Source organism: Chitinophaga sp. (assembly GCF_035538455.1).
Taxonomy (GTDB): domain Bacteria; phylum Bacteroidota; class Bacteroidia; order Chitinophagales; family Chitinophagaceae; genus Chitinophaga.
Map to the genome: position 1 here is coordinate 63,514 of NZ_DATLKJ010000113.1, position 17,039 is coordinate 80,552.

Here is a 17,039-nt window from a genome sequence, read left to right on the forward strand (position 1 = left end):
AATTTCTATTACACTAAATGAGTTATTGTATATACCAATCTTTATTTTTTAAGATAACAGGAAGAAGCGGTCCCAGTCTTCAGTGCCTCTGTACACATAATCGGTGAGCACCATTGCTACACCGCAAGCCCCATCCAGCAAGCCGTACTGGGCTTCGTAGGAGCCTCCTTCAAACTTGAGGTAACCGCCCACTCCTGCGGGGAATTTGGTAAGATCAAGCGTCTCTCTGATCCAGTGTTCATAACTGTCCCTGAACTCAGGTATACCCGTGATAGCGTACCATTTTTTGTAAATGTGTGAAAGGCCGGTGGTACCGTGACAGAAGCAGGCATCATAAATGATTGCCTCCTTCCTGGTGGCGCGTTGGGTGGTCTGCAATGCCAGGCTGCGCGCATAGGAAGCGAGCTTATCATCTTCCAGCACATGGGCGGCATAATGCAATCCTATCGATACAACAGTATCTCCATAGCACCATCCCAATGGTATTTTGTAAGTAGTATCAAATGCTCCGTCGCTGAGTTTCACGATGGAGGGGAACACAGATTCTGCATTATTACTGGCAGGAGATCGGAAGCTCAACAGCACGTCAGTAGCCTTTTTAATGGCATTGCGGGCTTCTGTTTCATCGCTGGTTACCTCACAGTATCCCGCAAGAAAAATAACAGAAGAAACCAGTCCATGCGCCATACCACAGTTAATGTAGCGTGTATCAGCTGCATCAGGAGTACCAGGCACATATTCATTGTGCACAGCGCCGCCGGTCGTGGTATTGTTCAATTGCAGTACTACTGCATGTGCCACCAGGTCTAACTTTTCCCTGCTGATATGGCCTGTTCTGAAGCGATGCAGCAGATATACGGCAATGCCTAAAGCGCCATGCAGGTAATCCATTTCCTGCTTCTCACTCAGCTGAAAGAACGTGCGGTACAGTACATCATCGCATTGCGATACAAAACTGTCTATACTGTCGTTTACGAATTCTTTCTCACGTAAATAGGCAAACAGTGCTGCAATACCCGCCAGACCTTCGCAGTAGGTATAGGAAGTGATACCGCTCATGATCCTGTCGATAATATGTTCCAGTACCAGTCCTGCTTTGTCGCGATACTCTTCCAGGCCTGTAGCCTTGTACAGGTTGTAGTACAGAAGCGGCAGTCCACCGTTGCCTGTCATCAGAGAGATGGAAGCATTGTCCGCATAGCTTTCAAAAAGGTCCTTTTCAAGCAAGGCCAGTCTTTGCCCTGCTGCTACCAGTGTTCCCATTGGTTGTGAATTAATGAAGTGAAAAAATCTGTGAAGTATGAACATAAGAAAGTGTAAATCATAAACCGGGCAGTTGCGCCAGGGCTCCGGAGAAGGGAGCCCCGCGCTGTTATAGGGAGCTGCCCGGCATTGGTTATGATTAAGCCTCAGCCAGCAAAGTGGTGCACATGCAACAGGTGAAGTCTGCGCGGGTACTGTTCTGGCTTCTGCCACCTTCTACAGGAGCTTCAATACCGCCCTGTACAGTGTTCAGATCATCGGCAGAAAGATTCGCGATCTTTTCTTTGTTGAATGACAGCTTGCTGTTTGTTTTCTTAGGTTCCATATCTTTCAGGATTTTAGTTGTTTTTTGAAAAAAATGATGATGAAAACAATTAGTGAAAACAGTGCTTATCCTTCCAGACTCTCTTCAGGAGCGATGGTGGTACACAGGCAGCAGGTGAAATCATAGCGGGAGCTGTTAAACCTGCTTGTCCCCGGACTTGTTGCCTCCAGTCCGCCCTGCACCGTATTCAGGTCATCGGCGGAAAGATTAGCGATCTTCTCTTTGCTGAAAGACAACTTCTTATCTGTTATTGGTTGTTTCATCTTTACAATTATAGATTGATTAAAAACGACGGATTAAGCTTCAACACCTTCTTCAGGAGCAACCAGTGTAGTACACATGCAACAGGTAAAATCTGCGCGGGTGCTATTCTGGCTTCTGCCGCCTTCTACAGGCAGTTTTCCGATACCGCCCTGTACGCCATCCAGATCTTCTGTAGAGAGGTTAGCGATTTTTTCTTTGTTAAATGATAATTTGTTTGACATCTTGTTACGATTTTAGTTGTTTGAAAAAATAATTATGGAAAGAAATAATGGAGTATTGACGACGATTAAGCTTCAGCGCTATCAGTTGGCTCAGCAATCAGTGTAGTACACATGCAGCAGGTGAAATCTGCGCGGGTGCTATTCTGGCTTCTGCCGCCTTCTACAGGAGCTTCAATACCGCCCTGTACGGTGTTCAGATCTTCTGTAGAGAGGTTAGCGATTTTCTCTTTGTTGAAGGATAATTTGTTTGACATCTTGTTACGATTTTAGTTGTTTGAAAAAATAATTATGGAAAGAAATAATGGAGTATTGACGACGATTAAGCTTCGAGCCCTTCGCCTGGTTCTTCAACTACAAGTGTTGTACACATGCAGCAGGTAAAGTCTGCGCGGGTGCTGTTGTTACTTCTTACCGCTGCACCACCTTCTACTGTGTTCAGTTCTTCTGTAGAGAGATTAGCGACTTTTTCTTTGTTGAATGACAGTTTGCTGTCTGATTTTGGTTGTGACATGTTCTGTAAGGTTTTAGCTGTTTGAAAAAATGTTTGTTGAAAAAAATAATAAACATGTGTGAAGATGAAGGTTAGGCTTCGAGACCTTCGCCTGGTTCTTCAACTACAAGTGTTGTACACATGCAGCAGGTAAAATCTGCGCGGGTGCTGTTGTTGCTTCTTACCGCTGCACCGCCTTCTACTGTATTCAGTTCTTCTGTAGAGAGGTTAGCGACTTTTTCTTTGTTGAAGGACAGCTTGCTGTCTGTTGCTTTTGGTTGAGACATATTTGATGGGTTTTTAAGTGATGAATAAATAGTTGTTGATTATCTGGCTTAAATCAGATCCTGGTTGATAAAAAGGAAAGGGTATAGTGCGGTGGAATTTCCTACCAGATGGATCTCTGGGGATCCAGTGTTCCTGCATTTGTGTACAGGCAGCCGGTAAGCTCCAGTTCAATGCTTATCCTGCTGGTGGCGGGCAGATGAGTAGTTAGCTCTTCTTCGCCGGCGATGATATTGCTCATTTCGAATGCTGACAGGCGGACAACTCTTTGTTTATTAAGTGTCAGTTTTGAATGCTGTTCGGGTACTTGCTTTTTCATTTTTTTTGATTTTTTAAATTTTGAAAAGTAGTGGCCCGGAAGCCTGACCATCGCAGGTACAGTGTTGCTTTATCCGGCCGGCCTGGGAAGGCGCCCATTCACCTACTTGTTTCACAAATGTTTTTTGGATTCTGGTAAAAAATTCTTATTTTTAATTACGAAAGAAATAATTCAATTATAGATTTTAGTTGTTTTTCGGCCCATCTTTTCGAGGATGGGCCTTTTTATTAGGCCTCAATTGAATCCTCAGGAGGAGGCAGTAATGTGGTACAAAGAGTACAGGTGAAGTCGTAATTGGTACTTTTCTTCGTTGTAATAGCCTGCTGCTCTACCCCTCCCTGTACGCCGCTCGCAAATTCATCAGACAGTATCACTACTTTTTCCTTGGCGAGTGATAATTTGTTCTTACTTACTTCGATTTCTTTTTTCATAAAAAAGTGGATTTATTGGTTGATAAAATGATGACTCAATTGCTTTCCATCCTGCGCTGTTCCTTTTCTATAGCAGCTTTACGGACCTTAGCAGATTTTACCTGCTGATTACCAAACCGGTAACTGAATATGAGCTTCACAAACCTTGATTCCTCTTTTATACTGTAGTACGATTGCACTCCGAAGGATGAGATGTCATACTGCCTCGCCCTGGTGTTGAATATATCTGTCACATTCAGTGTCAGCTTGCCGGTTTTATTCAGGATGCTCTTCGAAATACCCGCATCCACGTAATATTGTGGCCTGAACCGGTATACGCCAAACACCATCGGTGAAATATAGGTGCCTGATAACTCTGCACTGAAGCCTCCCGGCAGTTTGAACATATTATTCGTATTGACATACACGTTAGTTCCTGCATTACTCAGCTGCCCTGCCCCCGGTTCATTATACTTCGCATACATGAGCATAGCCGTGTTGGTGGAGATCCATAGGCCGTTGAAATAGGCCTTACTGTGGGTGAGTGTTGCCGTGATGGCGTCTCCGCTCTTCAGGTTCACATCCGTACCTGTCACCACATTATTGCTGTCTTTTTGGTACACAGAGGCCAGCGCGTCATTATAGTGCTGATAACCTACAGATGCCATCAGTTCATCATTGTAGCTGTAATTCACCTCCACATTATGCCCCACGGATGGCTTGATATAGGGATTGCCCTGGTAGTAGAAGTACTGGCTGATGTATCTCACAAAAGGATTCACTACATCAAAACTGAAGCGGTCAATGCTCTGCCGGTAGCTGATCCCGAACTGGTGCTTTGCACTGTGCTCATACATAAGCGCCACACTGGGAAAGATATTCAGGTAATCGCGCTTCGTAACTTGCTGGTAGGTAACCGAGTTGCCTTCTGTTGCGGTCTGCTCTGCCCGTAGTCCCAGCTGCATACTCACCTTTCCGATACTCCTGCTATAGTTGGCATAGGCTGCAAAAATGTTCTCCTTATATATAAAGTGGTTAGTCTTGCCTTTATCCGTTTCCCAGTATTTACCGGTAAGCTGTTCCCACAACACATCGTTATCCGTTCTTGTGAAAGTAGCCTTGACACCAGCTTCCAACGACCCTTTCTTCACCGGCTGGCTATAATCCGCAGCCACAGAAGCAATCGTATTATTGGCAGGAGAATTATCTCTCAATACATAGGCCGGATGTTGTTCCTGTCCTTCCTGGTCATAGAACCGGGTGGTAAAATCATCCTTCCAGGTTTTCTGGTAACTGAAGTAGTCTGCATTTACCGTCAGCTGCCTGCCCGTGGAATCGAGTATTGATTTATAATACAGGTTCACGGATGGGTTCCATACCCGCATGCGGCCATCGGTGCTGACTGTGGAATAAGGGTCCTGCGGATTATTGAGGTTGTCCTGCACCGACCTGTTGAATGCTGCTCTGTCGCGGTAGTTAAGCGTTCCTTTCACAAGCAGGCCGAGTGTATTGCGCTTGTTTATATCGTAGTCCGCGCCGATCTTGAGGGCATGACTGTTCCTGGTTCGTGTTTCATTGGTGTTCTCAAAGATGCTGTTGTCTTTGTCCAGCGTTCTGTCAGAATAGAGATCAGCGTACTGCTTACTATACTGGTAGTCGTAACTACCGAACAAATTGAGTTTGCGGCTACGGTGATTCAGACTTATTCCACCGTTATACCTCGGATAGACCCCGAATCCTGTGCCGACGGTGACAGTCCCATTGGTCCCGAAGTTCTTGTTCTTGGCCGTGATGATATTGATAACGGCGCCACCTCTTGCATCATACTTTGCACCAGGGTTAGTAACCAGCTCTATCCTGTCTATACTGTTACCCGGCATTGCACTGAGCCATTCTTTCAGTTCATCTCCTGAGAGCCGGCTGTCTTTACCGTCTACCAGCACCACCACTTTCTTGCCTCTCAGTTGCAGACCGCCGTCATCAGTTACACCGGGTGCGCGGGATAAAACCTGCAGGGCATCTCCCCCTGCTGCTACCGGGCTTTCAGCTACATTCACCACCACACGGTCGCTCTTCATTACTATATATGGTCTGGCCGCTTTTACAGTTACCCCTTTCAGGCTTTTCTGGTCCAGTACCAAAGAAACAGGCAGCTTGTCTGTAGAGGCTGTACCCTGGCTGATCAATACGCTGTCCTTCCGGTAAGATTTGTAACCTATATAATCTATGGTGAGTGTATAGAGGCCGTCCTGGAGATTGTCGAATCTGAAGGTGCCTTTGGTGTCGGTAAGGGTGTTCACCAGTTTGCCGTCACCTGCGCGTTTCAGTACGATGCTGGCATTAGGCAGTCCCTGTCCGCTGAGGTCATCTTTCACCTGGCCGGTAATGTTGCCGGGTGCGGACTGCGCTTTTATTTCCGAGGTACTTATTCCTACAGCAACCAGTACCAAAGCGTTTGTTATAAATCGTTTCATACAGTTCTGTTTTGTTCGTTGTTGTTGATACAAACTTAGAGCTCCTGAAACGCGTGTTGAAAACTGTTACACCAACCACCGCATTATGCGGACCAAACCGGGCAGAACTGCTGGGGGAAATTATTGGAGAAGAGGCCACCATAAAGCAACGGAGGCACCCTGCTTATCAGGATGCCTCCGTTTGGTCAGCTGTTTACTGCGGTTCGTCATGCAACGCCGCAGCAGCAATGATTTATGAGAGTTTTTCGAGCTTTTCGAGTTCTTCTATCACCTTACTTACCGGTAGCCCCATCACATTATAGAAGCAGCCGTTGATGCTATCTATGCCTACTGCTCCGATCCACTCCTGTATAGCATAGGCGCCCGCCTTATCATACGGCCGGTAATTATCTACATAATAACTGATCTGTTCCTGGGTCAGCAGCTTGAAGTGCACACTGGTGGTCTTGGAGAACACTCTTTCCTGGTGATCATGTTGCAATACCACGCCGGTAATCACTTTATGCTCTCTTCCGCTCAGCCTGGAAAGTATGCTGATGGCGTCTTCACGGTCTTTGGGTTTTCCGATGATGTCATTGTCTATCACCACTACGGTATCGGCAGCAATCACCACCTCCTCAGGTTTGCACATAGCGCTTACGGCCACCGCTTTCTGACGGGCTATATGCACAGGCACATCCTGTGTAGGCATGTCCGGTGGAAATGTTTCTGCGGTTTCTACCACCCTTACTTCAAACGGAATACCGGCCTGCTCCAGCAGCTGCTTCCTGCGCGGCGACTGCGAAGCCAGTATCACGGGCGCTCCTTGATACATCTATAGATAAAGTTTAAAGAATAACATAGATAAGATACCGGTAAGCATCACCAGCTTCACCAGCGAGCTTACTTTATGGTAGTGTTCCGGCAGATGGGCCTTTTTGAGTTGCAGATAAATATAAGCACAGGGCGCCTGTACAAACAACAGCAGGTATCCGATCGCAATGTACCAACCCAGTAGCCATACACGGATCTCCACCAGCACAATAGTTACCTGCAAAGCCAGCAACAGTACATTACTCAACCGCTTGGCCGGCAACACGCCCCATACAATTGGAATAGTACGGCAGCCGTCTTTACTGTCGCCCATCATATCTTCCAGGTCTTTCACAATCTCACGCACCATCGAAATGACAAAAGCAAACAACGCATATACACCAATGATCTGAATAAGCTTGCGGCCTGTGTCCGACATGATCGCATCAAAACTTTCATAAATCTGCTTCTCGTAAAAACCCACTACTACCACGGAAAGGGCCGTCAGTATGGAAATGACCACATTCCCGATCAGTACCTGCCTTTTAAACGAGGTGGAATAAAACCACAGCAGCAGCGAACATATCACTTGCGTAAGGCCAAGATATATCTGGCCGGTCTTCCATGCTACGAGGAAACCAAGCGTCACCCCCAGCATGTTGAAAATGGTGTGCCACGCCATCGCCCAACGGCGACTGATAATCTTGTCCAGCACCATTTTATCCGGCTTATTGACAATATCAATGTTGATGTCAAAGTAGTCGTTGATGATATACCCCGCAGCAGCCACCAACACAGTAGAAAGACTGAGCAGGATAAACTGCGGCACCGTGAGCGAGGGTTCTTCACCTGAGTTGTGCAATACCGGCGCTACCACGCAATACTGCAACAGAAACTGGGTGAGGGCTATATATATGAGGTTGGGGTACCTGATCAGTTTTAAAAATGCTGCCCAGAGCTTCATAATTCTTTTTTTATTATTTCGATGCTATTCCTTCGTCCATCAGCCAATGGCCATTCAGTTTCAGTACTTTCTCCATTACCTCACGAACACAACCCTGCCCGCCGCCTACTGGTGAAATATACCTGGAAATACTTTTAATCTCTGCGGCGGCATCAGCGGGGCATACCGGCAATCCCACCAGCTGCATAGCCTGATAATCAGGGATGTCATCCCCCATAAACAGGATTTCATCCCAGCGGAGATCATTTTCAAACACATAATCCTGCAGCCTTTCCTTTTTATCCTGCACACCTACATATATGTCTTTAATGCCAAGTCCCTGCAGCCTGCTAACCACACTCTCAGATTTTCCCCCGGAGATAATCGCTACACGGTATCCTTTTTTTACCGCGAGCTGTAATGCATAGCCATCCTTAATATTCATCCTGCGCGACATTTCGCCGCCCGGCAATAATTGCAGGGTTCCGTCTGTAAGCACGCCGTCCACGTCTAAAACAAAAGTGGTAATGGGTTTAAAAAGCGATAAAACGTTCATAGGTGTCAAAAATAGGGATTTTTTTATGTGCCTATTTGTTTACGTGGTTATTTGTTTATGTGAGATGCCACTGTGAGCAGGAAATAATTCAACAATTTTAATCTTCGCTGCACTTCAAATAAACAAATAACCACATAAACAAATAAATAAATCTATTTATTATGAAACTGGTAAATGCTGTCCGACATTACACGATACACCAGCTGCAGGTATTCCTCGTTGGCCAGCAGTTCAAGATGTTTGTTCATCGTAGCTTCATCCTGACGGAGCGCCGGCCCGGTCTGCACAGATTCAGGAGCATATTTCTCCAGACGCTCAAAAGTCTCATGGATAATAGGCTGCAGCAGGGTGAAGTCAAGACCATGCTTTTCACAGTATGCTTTCGCCTGCACAATGAGATGATTGGTGAAATTGTTGCACAGCACGGCCGTGAGGTGATAACGCAGGCGCTGCGCCGAGTCAGTAATCTCGATCCGGGACGCAATGCTCTGCGCCAGCGGCTGCAGACGACGCAATACATCATCGTTCGCCGCCTCCAGCATCACCGGTATGGGCGGATACGTCTTGATCTCTTTGCGGATAGACTGCAACGGGTATATCACCCCCGTGTTGGTAGATATGCGGGAAATAGCGCTCATCGGCACCGCGCCGGCCGTATGGGCCACAATACGCTTACCCAGCCTCAGCTGATCGTCCAGCTCCGGAATAGCGGCATCGCTGACTGCCAGCAGATATACATCCGCCTCCATATTAATATCCAGTATATCATCTGTAAACGGTGCATGCAGCATCTCTCCCAGCTCTCGTGCATGCTCCTTATTGCGGCTTACCACCTGTTTGATCTGGTGACCATGCATCTTTAAAAGTTGTCCGAAACAATGTGCAACATTACCAGTGCCTACTATTACTATATCCATTATGGTTATTTTTTAAAAGGTTTCCCATTCTGTTACATATCCGCGCCCCAATATACGGAGTTTAACCGGCCCCCTGTTTTTTGATCCAACCGGCTTTCTTAATTAACGTAAAGACAATCCCTTATTTTTTATTTTCGAGGGTAGTTTGATATTATTTTATATACTTGCAGAAATCCTATTTGTAAATAGTTTACGAAATTTTGCGTATTTAGCAGCATTAAAGAAGCGTACATGGCAAAAAATTTAGTTATAGTTGAGTCCCCGGCAAAAGCCAAGACCATTGAAAAAATTCTGGGTACGGACTTCGAGGTGAAGTCCTGCTTCGGCCACATCCGTGACCTGGAAAAGGACGATATGGGGATAGACATTGAAAATAACTTCAAGCCTAAATATGTAATACCGGAAGATAAAGAAAAGATTGTCAAGGACCTGAAGAAGCTGGCAAAAGATACTGAGGAAGTATGGCTCGCAACGGATGAGGACCGTGAAGGAGAGGCTATTTCATGGCATTTGTGCGAAGTTTTGGGCCTCGATCCCAAAAGTACCAAAAGGATTGTATTTCACGAGATTACCAAACCTGCCATAGAAAACGCTGTACAACATCCCCGCAAACTGGATATGGACCGCGTAAACGCACAACAGGCACGCCGTATCCTCGACAGAATCGTAGGCTTTGAACTGTCGCCCGTACTGTGGCGCAAAATGAGCATGCGTAACTCGCTCTCTGCCGGCCGTGTACAATCCGTAGCAGTAAGGCTCATCGTAGAAAGAGAAAGAGAAATCAACACCTTTACCGCCGTGAGCACTTTCAAAGTGGAAGCCTGGTTCACCGGTAAAGACATAAATGGTAAAAGCATCTCCTTCAAAGCAGAAGGACCTAATAAATTCAAAACCGCTGAAGACGCTGAAAAGTTCCTCCAGCAATGCGTTGGCGCCGCTTACACAGTTAAAGACATACAGGTAAAGCCCGGAAAGAAATCGCCCGCAGCCCCTTTCACCACCTCCACGCTACAGCAGGAAGCCAGCCGTAAACTCGGCTACAGCGTTTCCAAAACCATGCTGCTGGCGCAGAAACTGTACGAAAGCGGTAATATCACCTACATGCGTACCGACTCCGTAAACCTATCGGATACCGCAGTAGCAGAAATCGAAAAAGCAATCAAAAAGAGCTATGGCGACCGCTATCATCAGCATCGCAAGTTCAAAAATAAAAACGAGTCAGCACAGGAAGCGCACGAAGCTATCCGTCCTACCTACATGGAAAATGCCACCGTAGACGACAGCGATACCCGCAGACTGTACGAACTTATCTGGAAACGTACCATCGCCAGCCAGATGTCAGACGCTGAACTGGAAAAAACCATCGCCAAAATAGGCATCTCCACCAACCCGGAAGAACTGACCGCCAGCGGAGAAGTGCTGAAATTTGACGGTTTCCTTAAAGTATATTTGGAGGGCCAGGACGATGAGGATGTTAATGAAGACGAAACACAGGAAGGCTCACTGCCTCCGCTAAGCGTCAAACAATCCCTCGACCTCCGTGAAATGAAGGCCACCGAAAGGTTCTCCCGCCCCGCACCACGCTACACTGAAGCCAGCCTGGTGAAAAAACTGGAAGAACTGGGCATCGGCCGCCCTTCTACTTATGCGCCCACTATCACCACCATCCAGAAACGCAACTACGTAGAAAAGCGCGACAAGGAAGGCATAAAAAGAGATTACCGCATCCTGTTGCTGAAAAACGATAAAATCAGCAAACAGACAGAAGCCGAAAATACTGGTGCCGAGAAATCCAAACTATTCCCCACCGACCTGGGCATGATAGTAACCGACTTCCTCAACCAGTACTTCAACTCTGTAATGGATTACGGCTTTACCGCCAAAATAGAAGGAGAATTTGACGAGATCGCCAGCGGTAAAAAAGTATGGAATAAAATGCTCAAGGAGTTCTATAGCCCTTTCCATAAAGACGTAGAGAACACCCTGGAAAATGCCGAACGTGTGAAAGGTGAACGCCCCCTGGGCACAGACGCCGCCACCGGCAAGCCCATTGTGGCCCGCATGGGACGCTACGGCCCAATGATCCAGATCGGCAGCGTAGAAGATGAGGAAAAGCCCCGCTTCGCCAAACTGAAAGCAACACAGAGCATCGAAACCATCTCCCTTGATGAAGCCATGGAACTCTTTAAACTGCCCCGCACCATCGGCCAGTTCGAAGATTCAGACGTAGTAATCAACATCGGCAGGTTCGGCCCATACGCACAGCACGACAAAAAATTCTATTCCCTCAAAAAGGAAATGGACCCCTACACCGTCGAGCTGGACGAAATAGCGCCGCTGATCGTAGAAAAACGCACCGCCAAAGACGAACGCACCATCAAGGTTTTTGAAAAAGAAAAAATACAGGTACTGAAAGGTCCATACGGTCCATATATAAAACAAGGACTCAAGAACTATAAAATACCAAAAGAGAAGATAGACAGCGCTGCAGATCTTACCGTAGAAGAAGCCAAAGCCATTATCGAAGAGGCCAAGGCAAACCCTCCGAAAAAGAAAGCCGCTGCCAGGAAGAAAAAAGCTGAATAAGGACGTGCAGTGATCTGTGATGGCCTGCTTCAATAAATGATATGCACGAAAACAAGGAAATAAACGCTTTGTTCCACCTGTTGGATGACCCGGATCAGGAAGTATTCGATACCGTTGCCAATAAAATATTGCTATACGGAAAGGATATTATCCCCAACCTGGAAAACTTGTGGGAGAATACAGTGGATGAGTCTATACAGGAGCGGATTGAACTGCTGATCCACAGAGTGCACTATCAGGATCTCCAGGCCGCATTGCGCCTGTGGAGCCGATCAGATGTACAGGACCTGCTGCAGGGTGCTATCCTTGCTGCCAGATACCAGTTCCCCGACCTGATGGCCAGCCAGGTAATGACCGAAATAGAACGTATCAAACGCAATATATGGCTGGAGCTCAATAACTACCTCACCCCGCTCGAACAGATCAATGTCCTCAACAGCATGATCTATAACTACTTCGGACTAAAAGGTGAAGAAGTATCCTACCAGCGTAAAAACCAGTTCTTCATCAATCAGGTAATAGAATCCAAAAAAGGAAATCCCGTTACCAACGGTATCATCTATCAAAGCCTGTGCGCCATGCTGGACCTGCCAGTATATGCCGTAAACATCCCCAGGCAGTTTATCCTCGCCTATTTTGATACCTTCATCGATTTCTCTGAGCCCGTAGAACCGGAAGACCAGCGCATCCTGTTCTTCATCGATCCTATACAGGGACAGATATACACACAACAGGATGTAGACACCTATCTCAAAAGAGTGTCTGTACCACCTGTTCCTTCCTACTTCAAACCACAATCCAGCAAAAGAATCATACAATTCCTCCTGGAAGAACTCTCTAAATGCTTCCGCGACGACAAAGACGCCTACAAACAGGACGAACTAATGAACCTCGCCAGCATCCTCGGGGAATAACAGTAACGACACTACAACAAAAGATATAAAATTGAAAACGCCTGCCACATAAGTGACAGGCGTCTCAATTTCTTGCAAGAAAGATATTATTAAACTAATAATTCTTACTTAGCAGCAGGAGCCTGAGCAGCTGAATCAGCAACAGGAGCAGCAACAGCAGCAGTATCAACGTGAGCAGCTGAATCAACTGGTGCAGCAGGAGCAGCAGGAGCAGCGTTCATAGTGTCTACAGTTGTAGCAGTAGAATCAGCAGCAGGAGTGCTACCACCGTTACAAGCTACGAAGAACATACCAGCTGCGATTGCGAATACAAATACTTTTTTCATCTTTGTTTGTGTTTTATTTTTTAAAACCGGCGCAAAGGTATTAAAATAATTTTTATTTATAAATAGATTTCCCGGTTTTTTTAATAAAAAACAACGCTATTCAGGAAAAATGCCGGATTTGACTCACCACATACGCGTAAAGACGGTCGATAATAAGCTCCCTGCCCTCTCTAAAATCCGCTCTTAAACCCGCCAGCACCGTATCTCCACCAATCACACTATGATCCCCGGTCTTCTGGAAAACAGGCAGCAATGCCTCCATACGTTCCTTTGCGGCTATAATCACATGTGCCACCTCTGGCAGCTGCAGCTCATGACCAATAAGCGCCGCCACGATGCCCGTATGGAAGTAAACAGCGCTATCCAGCCCTTCCCAGTCTTCATAGTTCAGCCACTCCTGCACAGCCAGCAGGCAGTATTGCGCAGGATGCAACCCAGTAAGCCTGTCCAGCAGCAACCAGTAATCTCTTTCAGGCCGCAAAAGCGCTTCGAGATTAACGGCTATCAGGCCCAGGGCCTCTTCTTTGTCCTTTGTTTTGCGGAGAATACGTTCAGGGAGGGTATAACGCCTTTCTTCAATAGCGGCGATGGTGCGGGCAATATCGTAGTGGCAGGCAAGCAGGACATCCTTCGCTTCGTTACGCGGAGCCTGCATTTTGTCCATTATGAGCAGGATCATCTCTTCTTCAAACAGCTCACGCGCTTTATCAAAATCCCCGTTGGTCTTATTGAGCAGGGCCAACCCATGCTTAATACCAACGGGGATTTGCTGTCGCAGTAATTCAAGTTGTGCTTTATACTGCATGAAGATTATATTACTATTTCTTTCTGAAGAAAATCTTAACCGGTACGCCGCTAAAGTTAAAGTGGCTGCGGAGCTGATTTTCCAGGTAGTTACGGTAAGGTTGCTTCACATCATCAGGCAGGTTGCAGAAGAATGCAAAAGCAGGTGTATGCGTAGGCAGCTGCGTTACATACTTAATGCGGATAGGAATACCTCTCACTACCGGCGGATGGTATGACTCAATCGCTTTCAGCATGATATCGTTCAGCGTTGAGGTCTGTATTCTGCGCTGGCGGTTCTCATACACTTCCAGCGCCACTTCTATCGCTTTGAAAATACGCTGCTTCTCCGTCACAGAGGTAAAGATGATGGGCACATCCGCAAATGGAGCAAGACGCTCCTTCAGTGCCTTTTCATAGTCCCTCGCTGTGTTGGTAGCTTTCTCCACGACGTCCCATTTGTTTACAAGTATCACCACGCCTTTCCCTTTACGGGCCGCGAGGCTGAAGATACTCAGATCCTGTGCGGTAATGCCCTTTTCAGCATCCAGCAACAACATCACTACATCCGCTTCATCCACCGCTTTGATAGCGCGGATCACAGAGTAAAACTCCAGATCTTCGGTAACCTTCTGCTTACGCCTGATACCAGCGGTATCTATAAGCATGAAGTCCTTCTGGAACATATTATACCTGGTGTGAATGGTATCACGGGTGGTACCCGCAATGTCAGACACAATATTTCTTTCTGTACCTACCAGCGCATTGAGCAGGGATGACTTACCCACGTTAGGCTGGCCTATGATCGCGATTCTTGGAATATCAGGCGTTTCAGAAGCGCCTTCCATTTCGTCCGTCATATGCATCACCACATCATCAAGCAATTCACCGGTACCACTGCCGGACATGGAAGAAAGGAAATATGTTTTTTCGAAGCCCAGGCTGTAGAATTCAGTGGCATCGAGCTGGCGTTGCTGGTTATCTACTTTGTTCACCACAAGGTACACCGGCTTGGAAGTGCGGCGCAATATATCCGCTACATCTTCATCCAGGTCTGTAATGCCTGTGGAAACATCGCACATAAAAATCACCACGTTGGCTTCATCGATCGCTATCTTCGCCTGTTTGCGGATCTCGCGTTCAAACACATCATCGCTGCCGGTCACAAATCCACCGGTATCAATTACGTTGAAGGTCTTGCCATTCCAGTCGGCAATGCCGTACTGGCGGTCGCGCGTTACGCCGCTCACATCATCCACGATAGCCTTGCGCTGTTCCAATAAACGATTGAACAACGTTGATTTACCCACGTTCGGGCGGCCCACTATAGCAACTGTAAATCCAGCCATGTTTATTTCTGTTTCGTATTACCTGATTAATATCCGTATTCTTTAAGAAAGAGATCATTGTCGCGCCACTTACCACGTACCTTTACAAACAATTCCAGGAACACTTTGCGCTCAATGAATTTCTCTATTTCCTGGCGGGCCTGTGTCCCCAGCTCACGGATCGATTTGCCGCGTTCACCCAGAATAATCGCCTTCTGGCTTTCGCGTGTTACAATAATCTCTGCTGTTATCTTAGTCAGCGTCTCCTTCTCCTGATACTGTGTAACGATTACTGTAGTATGATAAGGAATCTCTTCTTCAAACAACTGGAAGATCTTTTCACGGATCATCTCTGCTACAAAAAAGCGTGTAGACTTATCCGTTAGTGTGTCATCGGGGTAGAAAGGATTTGCTTCCGGCAGCATGGCCACAATAGCGGCAAGCAGGTCTTTGATGCCTTTCTGCTGTCTTGCTGAAATAGGCACCACCGCTTTGGCTTTGCCCCATGCCTTCGCTTTTTCCAACAGCTCAGCCATGTCCGCAGCCTCCACATTGTCCATTTTATTAAGGATGAGAATGCAGGGCACTTTCAGCTTCAGGGAGTCAAAGAGTTCCAGGTTTTCCTGCAGCGAGTCTTTGGCGTCCATAATCAGTAAAGCCACATCTGCATCTTCCAGCGCGGACTTCACCACACTCATCATTTTCTCGTGTAGCTTATATTTTGGATCGATAATACCGGGCGTGTCAGAAAACACGATCTGGTATCCCGGCTCCGTGAGTACGCCAGTGATACGATGCCTTGTCGTCTGCACTTTGGGAGAAATAATAGCCAGCTTCTCGCCGATAATAGCGTTCAGCAGCGTACTTTTCCCCGCATTGGGCTTACCGAAAATATTTACAAAACCTGCTTTGTGCATATTGCTCATTACAAACCCCCTGTATTTCCTTTTACCATTCAAACTTACGGAAATAAAAAAAGCCGAATTACTTCGGCTCCTTCTTTGTTTCCTTTTGTAGCGAGGAGCGGATTCGAACCACTGACCTTCGGGTTATGAGCCCGACGAGCTACCTCTGCTCTACCTCGCAATGAGGGTGCAAAGATAGGGCTATTAAAAATCTCAGCCAAACTTTTTTCAAAAAAAATAAAAAAAGCCAACCCAAAGGCTGGCTTTCACACTGGAAAGCGCAGAAATACTATCAGAAGGGAAGATCATCAGCGGGCTGTTCCTGAACAGGCTCAGCTTCCGGAACAGAAGGCACATCGGTAGCGGTTGCCCTGCGCTTTTCTTCATCTCTGCGGCTGAGTAACTGCACATGCGATACACGCAACCTCAATGCCCCTGCCAACGCACCCGTGTTGTGGCTCACATAGGCCTCCACTCTCGGAGAACCTTCCACATACACCATCACGCCCTGATTCAGATAAGGAGCCAGGTTTTCCCGGTCCCACAAAGCGCAGTCTACCCACGTAGTACGTTCCTGCAATACACCCAGCGCATTCTTGAAGCGCTCATTCACGGCCACCGGGAAGTTGAATACCACTACACCGTTCACTTCCTTCTTTACCACATCCCGGCCAAGATGCCCGATTAACTGGAGTTTGATCATCTGAAATAAAATTTTAAAAGGTTAAAAATTTATAAAAGATGATTGAGAGAAGTATTCATGGAATTTAAACAAAAAATCTACCTCCGGAAAATAAATTGTGATTTTTATTCCCCGCAGATATACCTTTGTGCCAGGAATAACAATCATAATATTCCGCATGGGGTGCCTTACTATCAGGCTGAGATCACACCCAATGAACCTGGACCAGGTAATGCTGGTTAGGAAACGAAAAAAA

The 17,039-nt window shown here is 46.7% G+C and carries 21 protein-coding genes and 1 tRNA gene; 2 read left to right on the forward strand and 20 right to left on the reverse strand.

Features of this window, described 5'->3' with window-relative positions:
- Positions 1-48: 48 nt before the first annotated feature.
- The 14 genes from VM802_RS14120 to VM802_RS14185 all read right to left on the reverse strand — a co-directional run bounded on the left by VM802_RS14120 (position 49) and on the right by VM802_RS14185 (position 9,259).
- On the reverse strand, positions 49-1,263 hold the full coding sequence (locus VM802_RS14120) for a lanthionine synthetase C family protein (protein ID WP_325531526.1): 1,215 nt from the start codon (positions 1,261-1,263) through the stop codon (positions 49-51).
- A gap of 139 nt (positions 1,264-1,402) precedes the next feature.
- On the reverse strand, positions 1,403-1,588 hold the full coding sequence (locus tag VM802_RS14125; protein WP_325531527.1) for a class I lanthipeptide: 186 nt from the start codon (positions 1,586-1,588) through the stop codon (positions 1,403-1,405).
- Positions 1,589-1,653: 65 nt separating this feature from the next.
- A complete protein-coding gene (locus VM802_RS14130; RefSeq protein ID WP_325531529.1) occupies positions 1,654-1,851 on the reverse strand; it encodes a class I lanthipeptide in 198 nt (65 codons plus the stop codon).
- A 33-nt stretch (positions 1,852-1,884) separates the two neighbouring features.
- Positions 1,885-2,073: a class I lanthipeptide gene (locus VM802_RS14135; protein WP_325531531.1), complete on the reverse strand. Its 189-nt coding sequence runs from the start codon at positions 2,071-2,073 to the stop codon at positions 1,885-1,887.
- A gap of 65 nt (positions 2,074-2,138) precedes the next feature.
- Positions 2,139-2,327, reverse strand: coding sequence for a class I lanthipeptide (locus tag VM802_RS14140; protein ID WP_325531533.1), 189 nt, complete (start codon positions 2,325-2,327; stop codon positions 2,139-2,141).
- 65 nt (positions 2,328-2,392) lie between these two features.
- Positions 2,393-2,584, reverse strand: coding sequence for a class I lanthipeptide (locus tag VM802_RS14145; RefSeq protein ID WP_325531535.1), 192 nt, complete (start codon positions 2,582-2,584; stop codon positions 2,393-2,395).
- A gap of 71 nt (positions 2,585-2,655) precedes the next feature.
- Positions 2,656-2,850: a class I lanthipeptide gene (locus tag VM802_RS14150; protein WP_325531537.1), complete on the reverse strand. Its 195-nt coding sequence runs from the start codon at positions 2,848-2,850 to the stop codon at positions 2,656-2,658.
- 101 nt (positions 2,851-2,951) lie between these two features.
- Positions 2,952-3,167, reverse strand: a complete 216-nt coding sequence (locus VM802_RS14155) for a class I lanthipeptide (RefSeq protein WP_325531539.1) — start codon at positions 3,165-3,167, stop codon at positions 2,952-2,954.
- A 227-nt stretch (positions 3,168-3,394) separates the two neighbouring features.
- A complete protein-coding gene (locus VM802_RS14160; protein ID WP_325531541.1) occupies positions 3,395-3,598 on the reverse strand; it encodes a class I lanthipeptide in 204 nt (67 codons plus the stop codon).
- A gap of 35 nt (positions 3,599-3,633) precedes the next feature.
- A complete protein-coding gene (locus tag VM802_RS14165; RefSeq protein ID WP_325531543.1) occupies positions 3,634-6,051 on the reverse strand; it encodes an outer membrane beta-barrel protein in 2,418 nt (805 codons plus the stop codon).
- 232 nt (positions 6,052-6,283) lie between these two features.
- Positions 6,284-6,865: a Maf family protein gene (locus VM802_RS14170; RefSeq protein WP_325531545.1), complete on the reverse strand. Its 582-nt coding sequence runs from the start codon at positions 6,863-6,865 to the stop codon at positions 6,284-6,286.
- On the reverse strand, positions 6,866-7,810 hold the full coding sequence (locus tag VM802_RS14175) for a geranylgeranylglycerol-phosphate geranylgeranyltransferase (RefSeq protein WP_325531560.1): 945 nt from the start codon (positions 7,808-7,810) through the stop codon (positions 6,866-6,868).
- Positions 7,811-7,820: 10 nt separating this feature from the next.
- On the reverse strand, positions 7,821-8,342 hold the full coding sequence (locus VM802_RS14180; protein ID WP_325531562.1) for a KdsC family phosphatase: 522 nt from the start codon (positions 8,340-8,342) through the stop codon (positions 7,821-7,823).
- 152 nt (positions 8,343-8,494) lie between these two features.
- The gene (locus VM802_RS14185; RefSeq protein WP_325531547.1) at positions 8,495-9,259 is read right to left on the reverse strand and encodes a Rossmann-like and DUF2520 domain-containing protein; all 765 of its coding nucleotides are present in this window, start codon (positions 9,257-9,259) and stop codon (positions 8,495-8,497) included.
- A 231-nt stretch (positions 9,260-9,490) separates the two neighbouring features.
- Between VM802_RS14185 and topA the strand changes: the two genes are divergently transcribed.
- Together topA and VM802_RS14195 are read left to right on the forward strand one after the other, a co-directional pair.
- Positions 9,491-11,845, forward strand: coding sequence for a type I DNA topoisomerase (topA, locus tag VM802_RS14190; protein ID WP_325531549.1), 2,355 nt, complete (start codon positions 9,491-9,493; stop codon positions 11,843-11,845).
- A 41-nt stretch (positions 11,846-11,886) separates the two neighbouring features.
- Positions 11,887-12,759: a transglutaminase-like domain-containing protein gene (locus VM802_RS14195; protein WP_325531551.1), complete on the forward strand. Its 873-nt coding sequence runs from the start codon at positions 11,887-11,889 to the stop codon at positions 12,757-12,759.
- A gap of 104 nt (positions 12,760-12,863) precedes the next feature.
- Here VM802_RS14195 and VM802_RS14200 read toward each other — a convergent pair whose 3' ends face one another.
- From VM802_RS14200 to VM802_RS14225, 6 genes are all read right to left on the reverse strand, one after another.
- Positions 12,864-13,085: a hypothetical protein gene (locus tag VM802_RS14200; protein WP_325531552.1), complete on the reverse strand. Its 222-nt coding sequence runs from the start codon at positions 13,083-13,085 to the stop codon at positions 12,864-12,866.
- A 100-nt stretch (positions 13,086-13,185) separates the two neighbouring features.
- Entirely contained in the window at positions 13,186-13,890 is a 705-nt protein-coding gene (locus tag VM802_RS14205) for a hypothetical protein (RefSeq protein WP_325531554.1), read from the reverse strand.
- 13 nt (positions 13,891-13,903) lie between these two features.
- Complete coding sequence (gene der / locus VM802_RS14210) at positions 13,904-15,217, reverse strand: ribosome biogenesis GTPase Der (RefSeq protein ID WP_325531555.1); 1,314 nt, start codon at positions 15,215-15,217, stop codon at positions 13,904-13,906.
- A 26-nt stretch (positions 15,218-15,243) separates the two neighbouring features.
- Entirely contained in the window at positions 15,244-16,122 is an 879-nt protein-coding gene (gene era, locus VM802_RS14215) for a GTPase Era (protein WP_325531556.1), read from the reverse strand.
- An 88-nt stretch (positions 16,123-16,210) separates the two neighbouring features.
- A tRNA-Met gene (locus VM802_RS14220) sits at positions 16,211-16,282 on the reverse strand.
- Positions 16,283-16,393: 111 nt separating this feature from the next.
- Entirely contained in the window at positions 16,394-16,804 is a 411-nt protein-coding gene (locus VM802_RS14225) for a single-stranded DNA-binding protein (RefSeq protein ID WP_325531558.1), read from the reverse strand.
- Between the last annotated feature and the right edge of the window lie 235 nt (positions 16,805-17,039).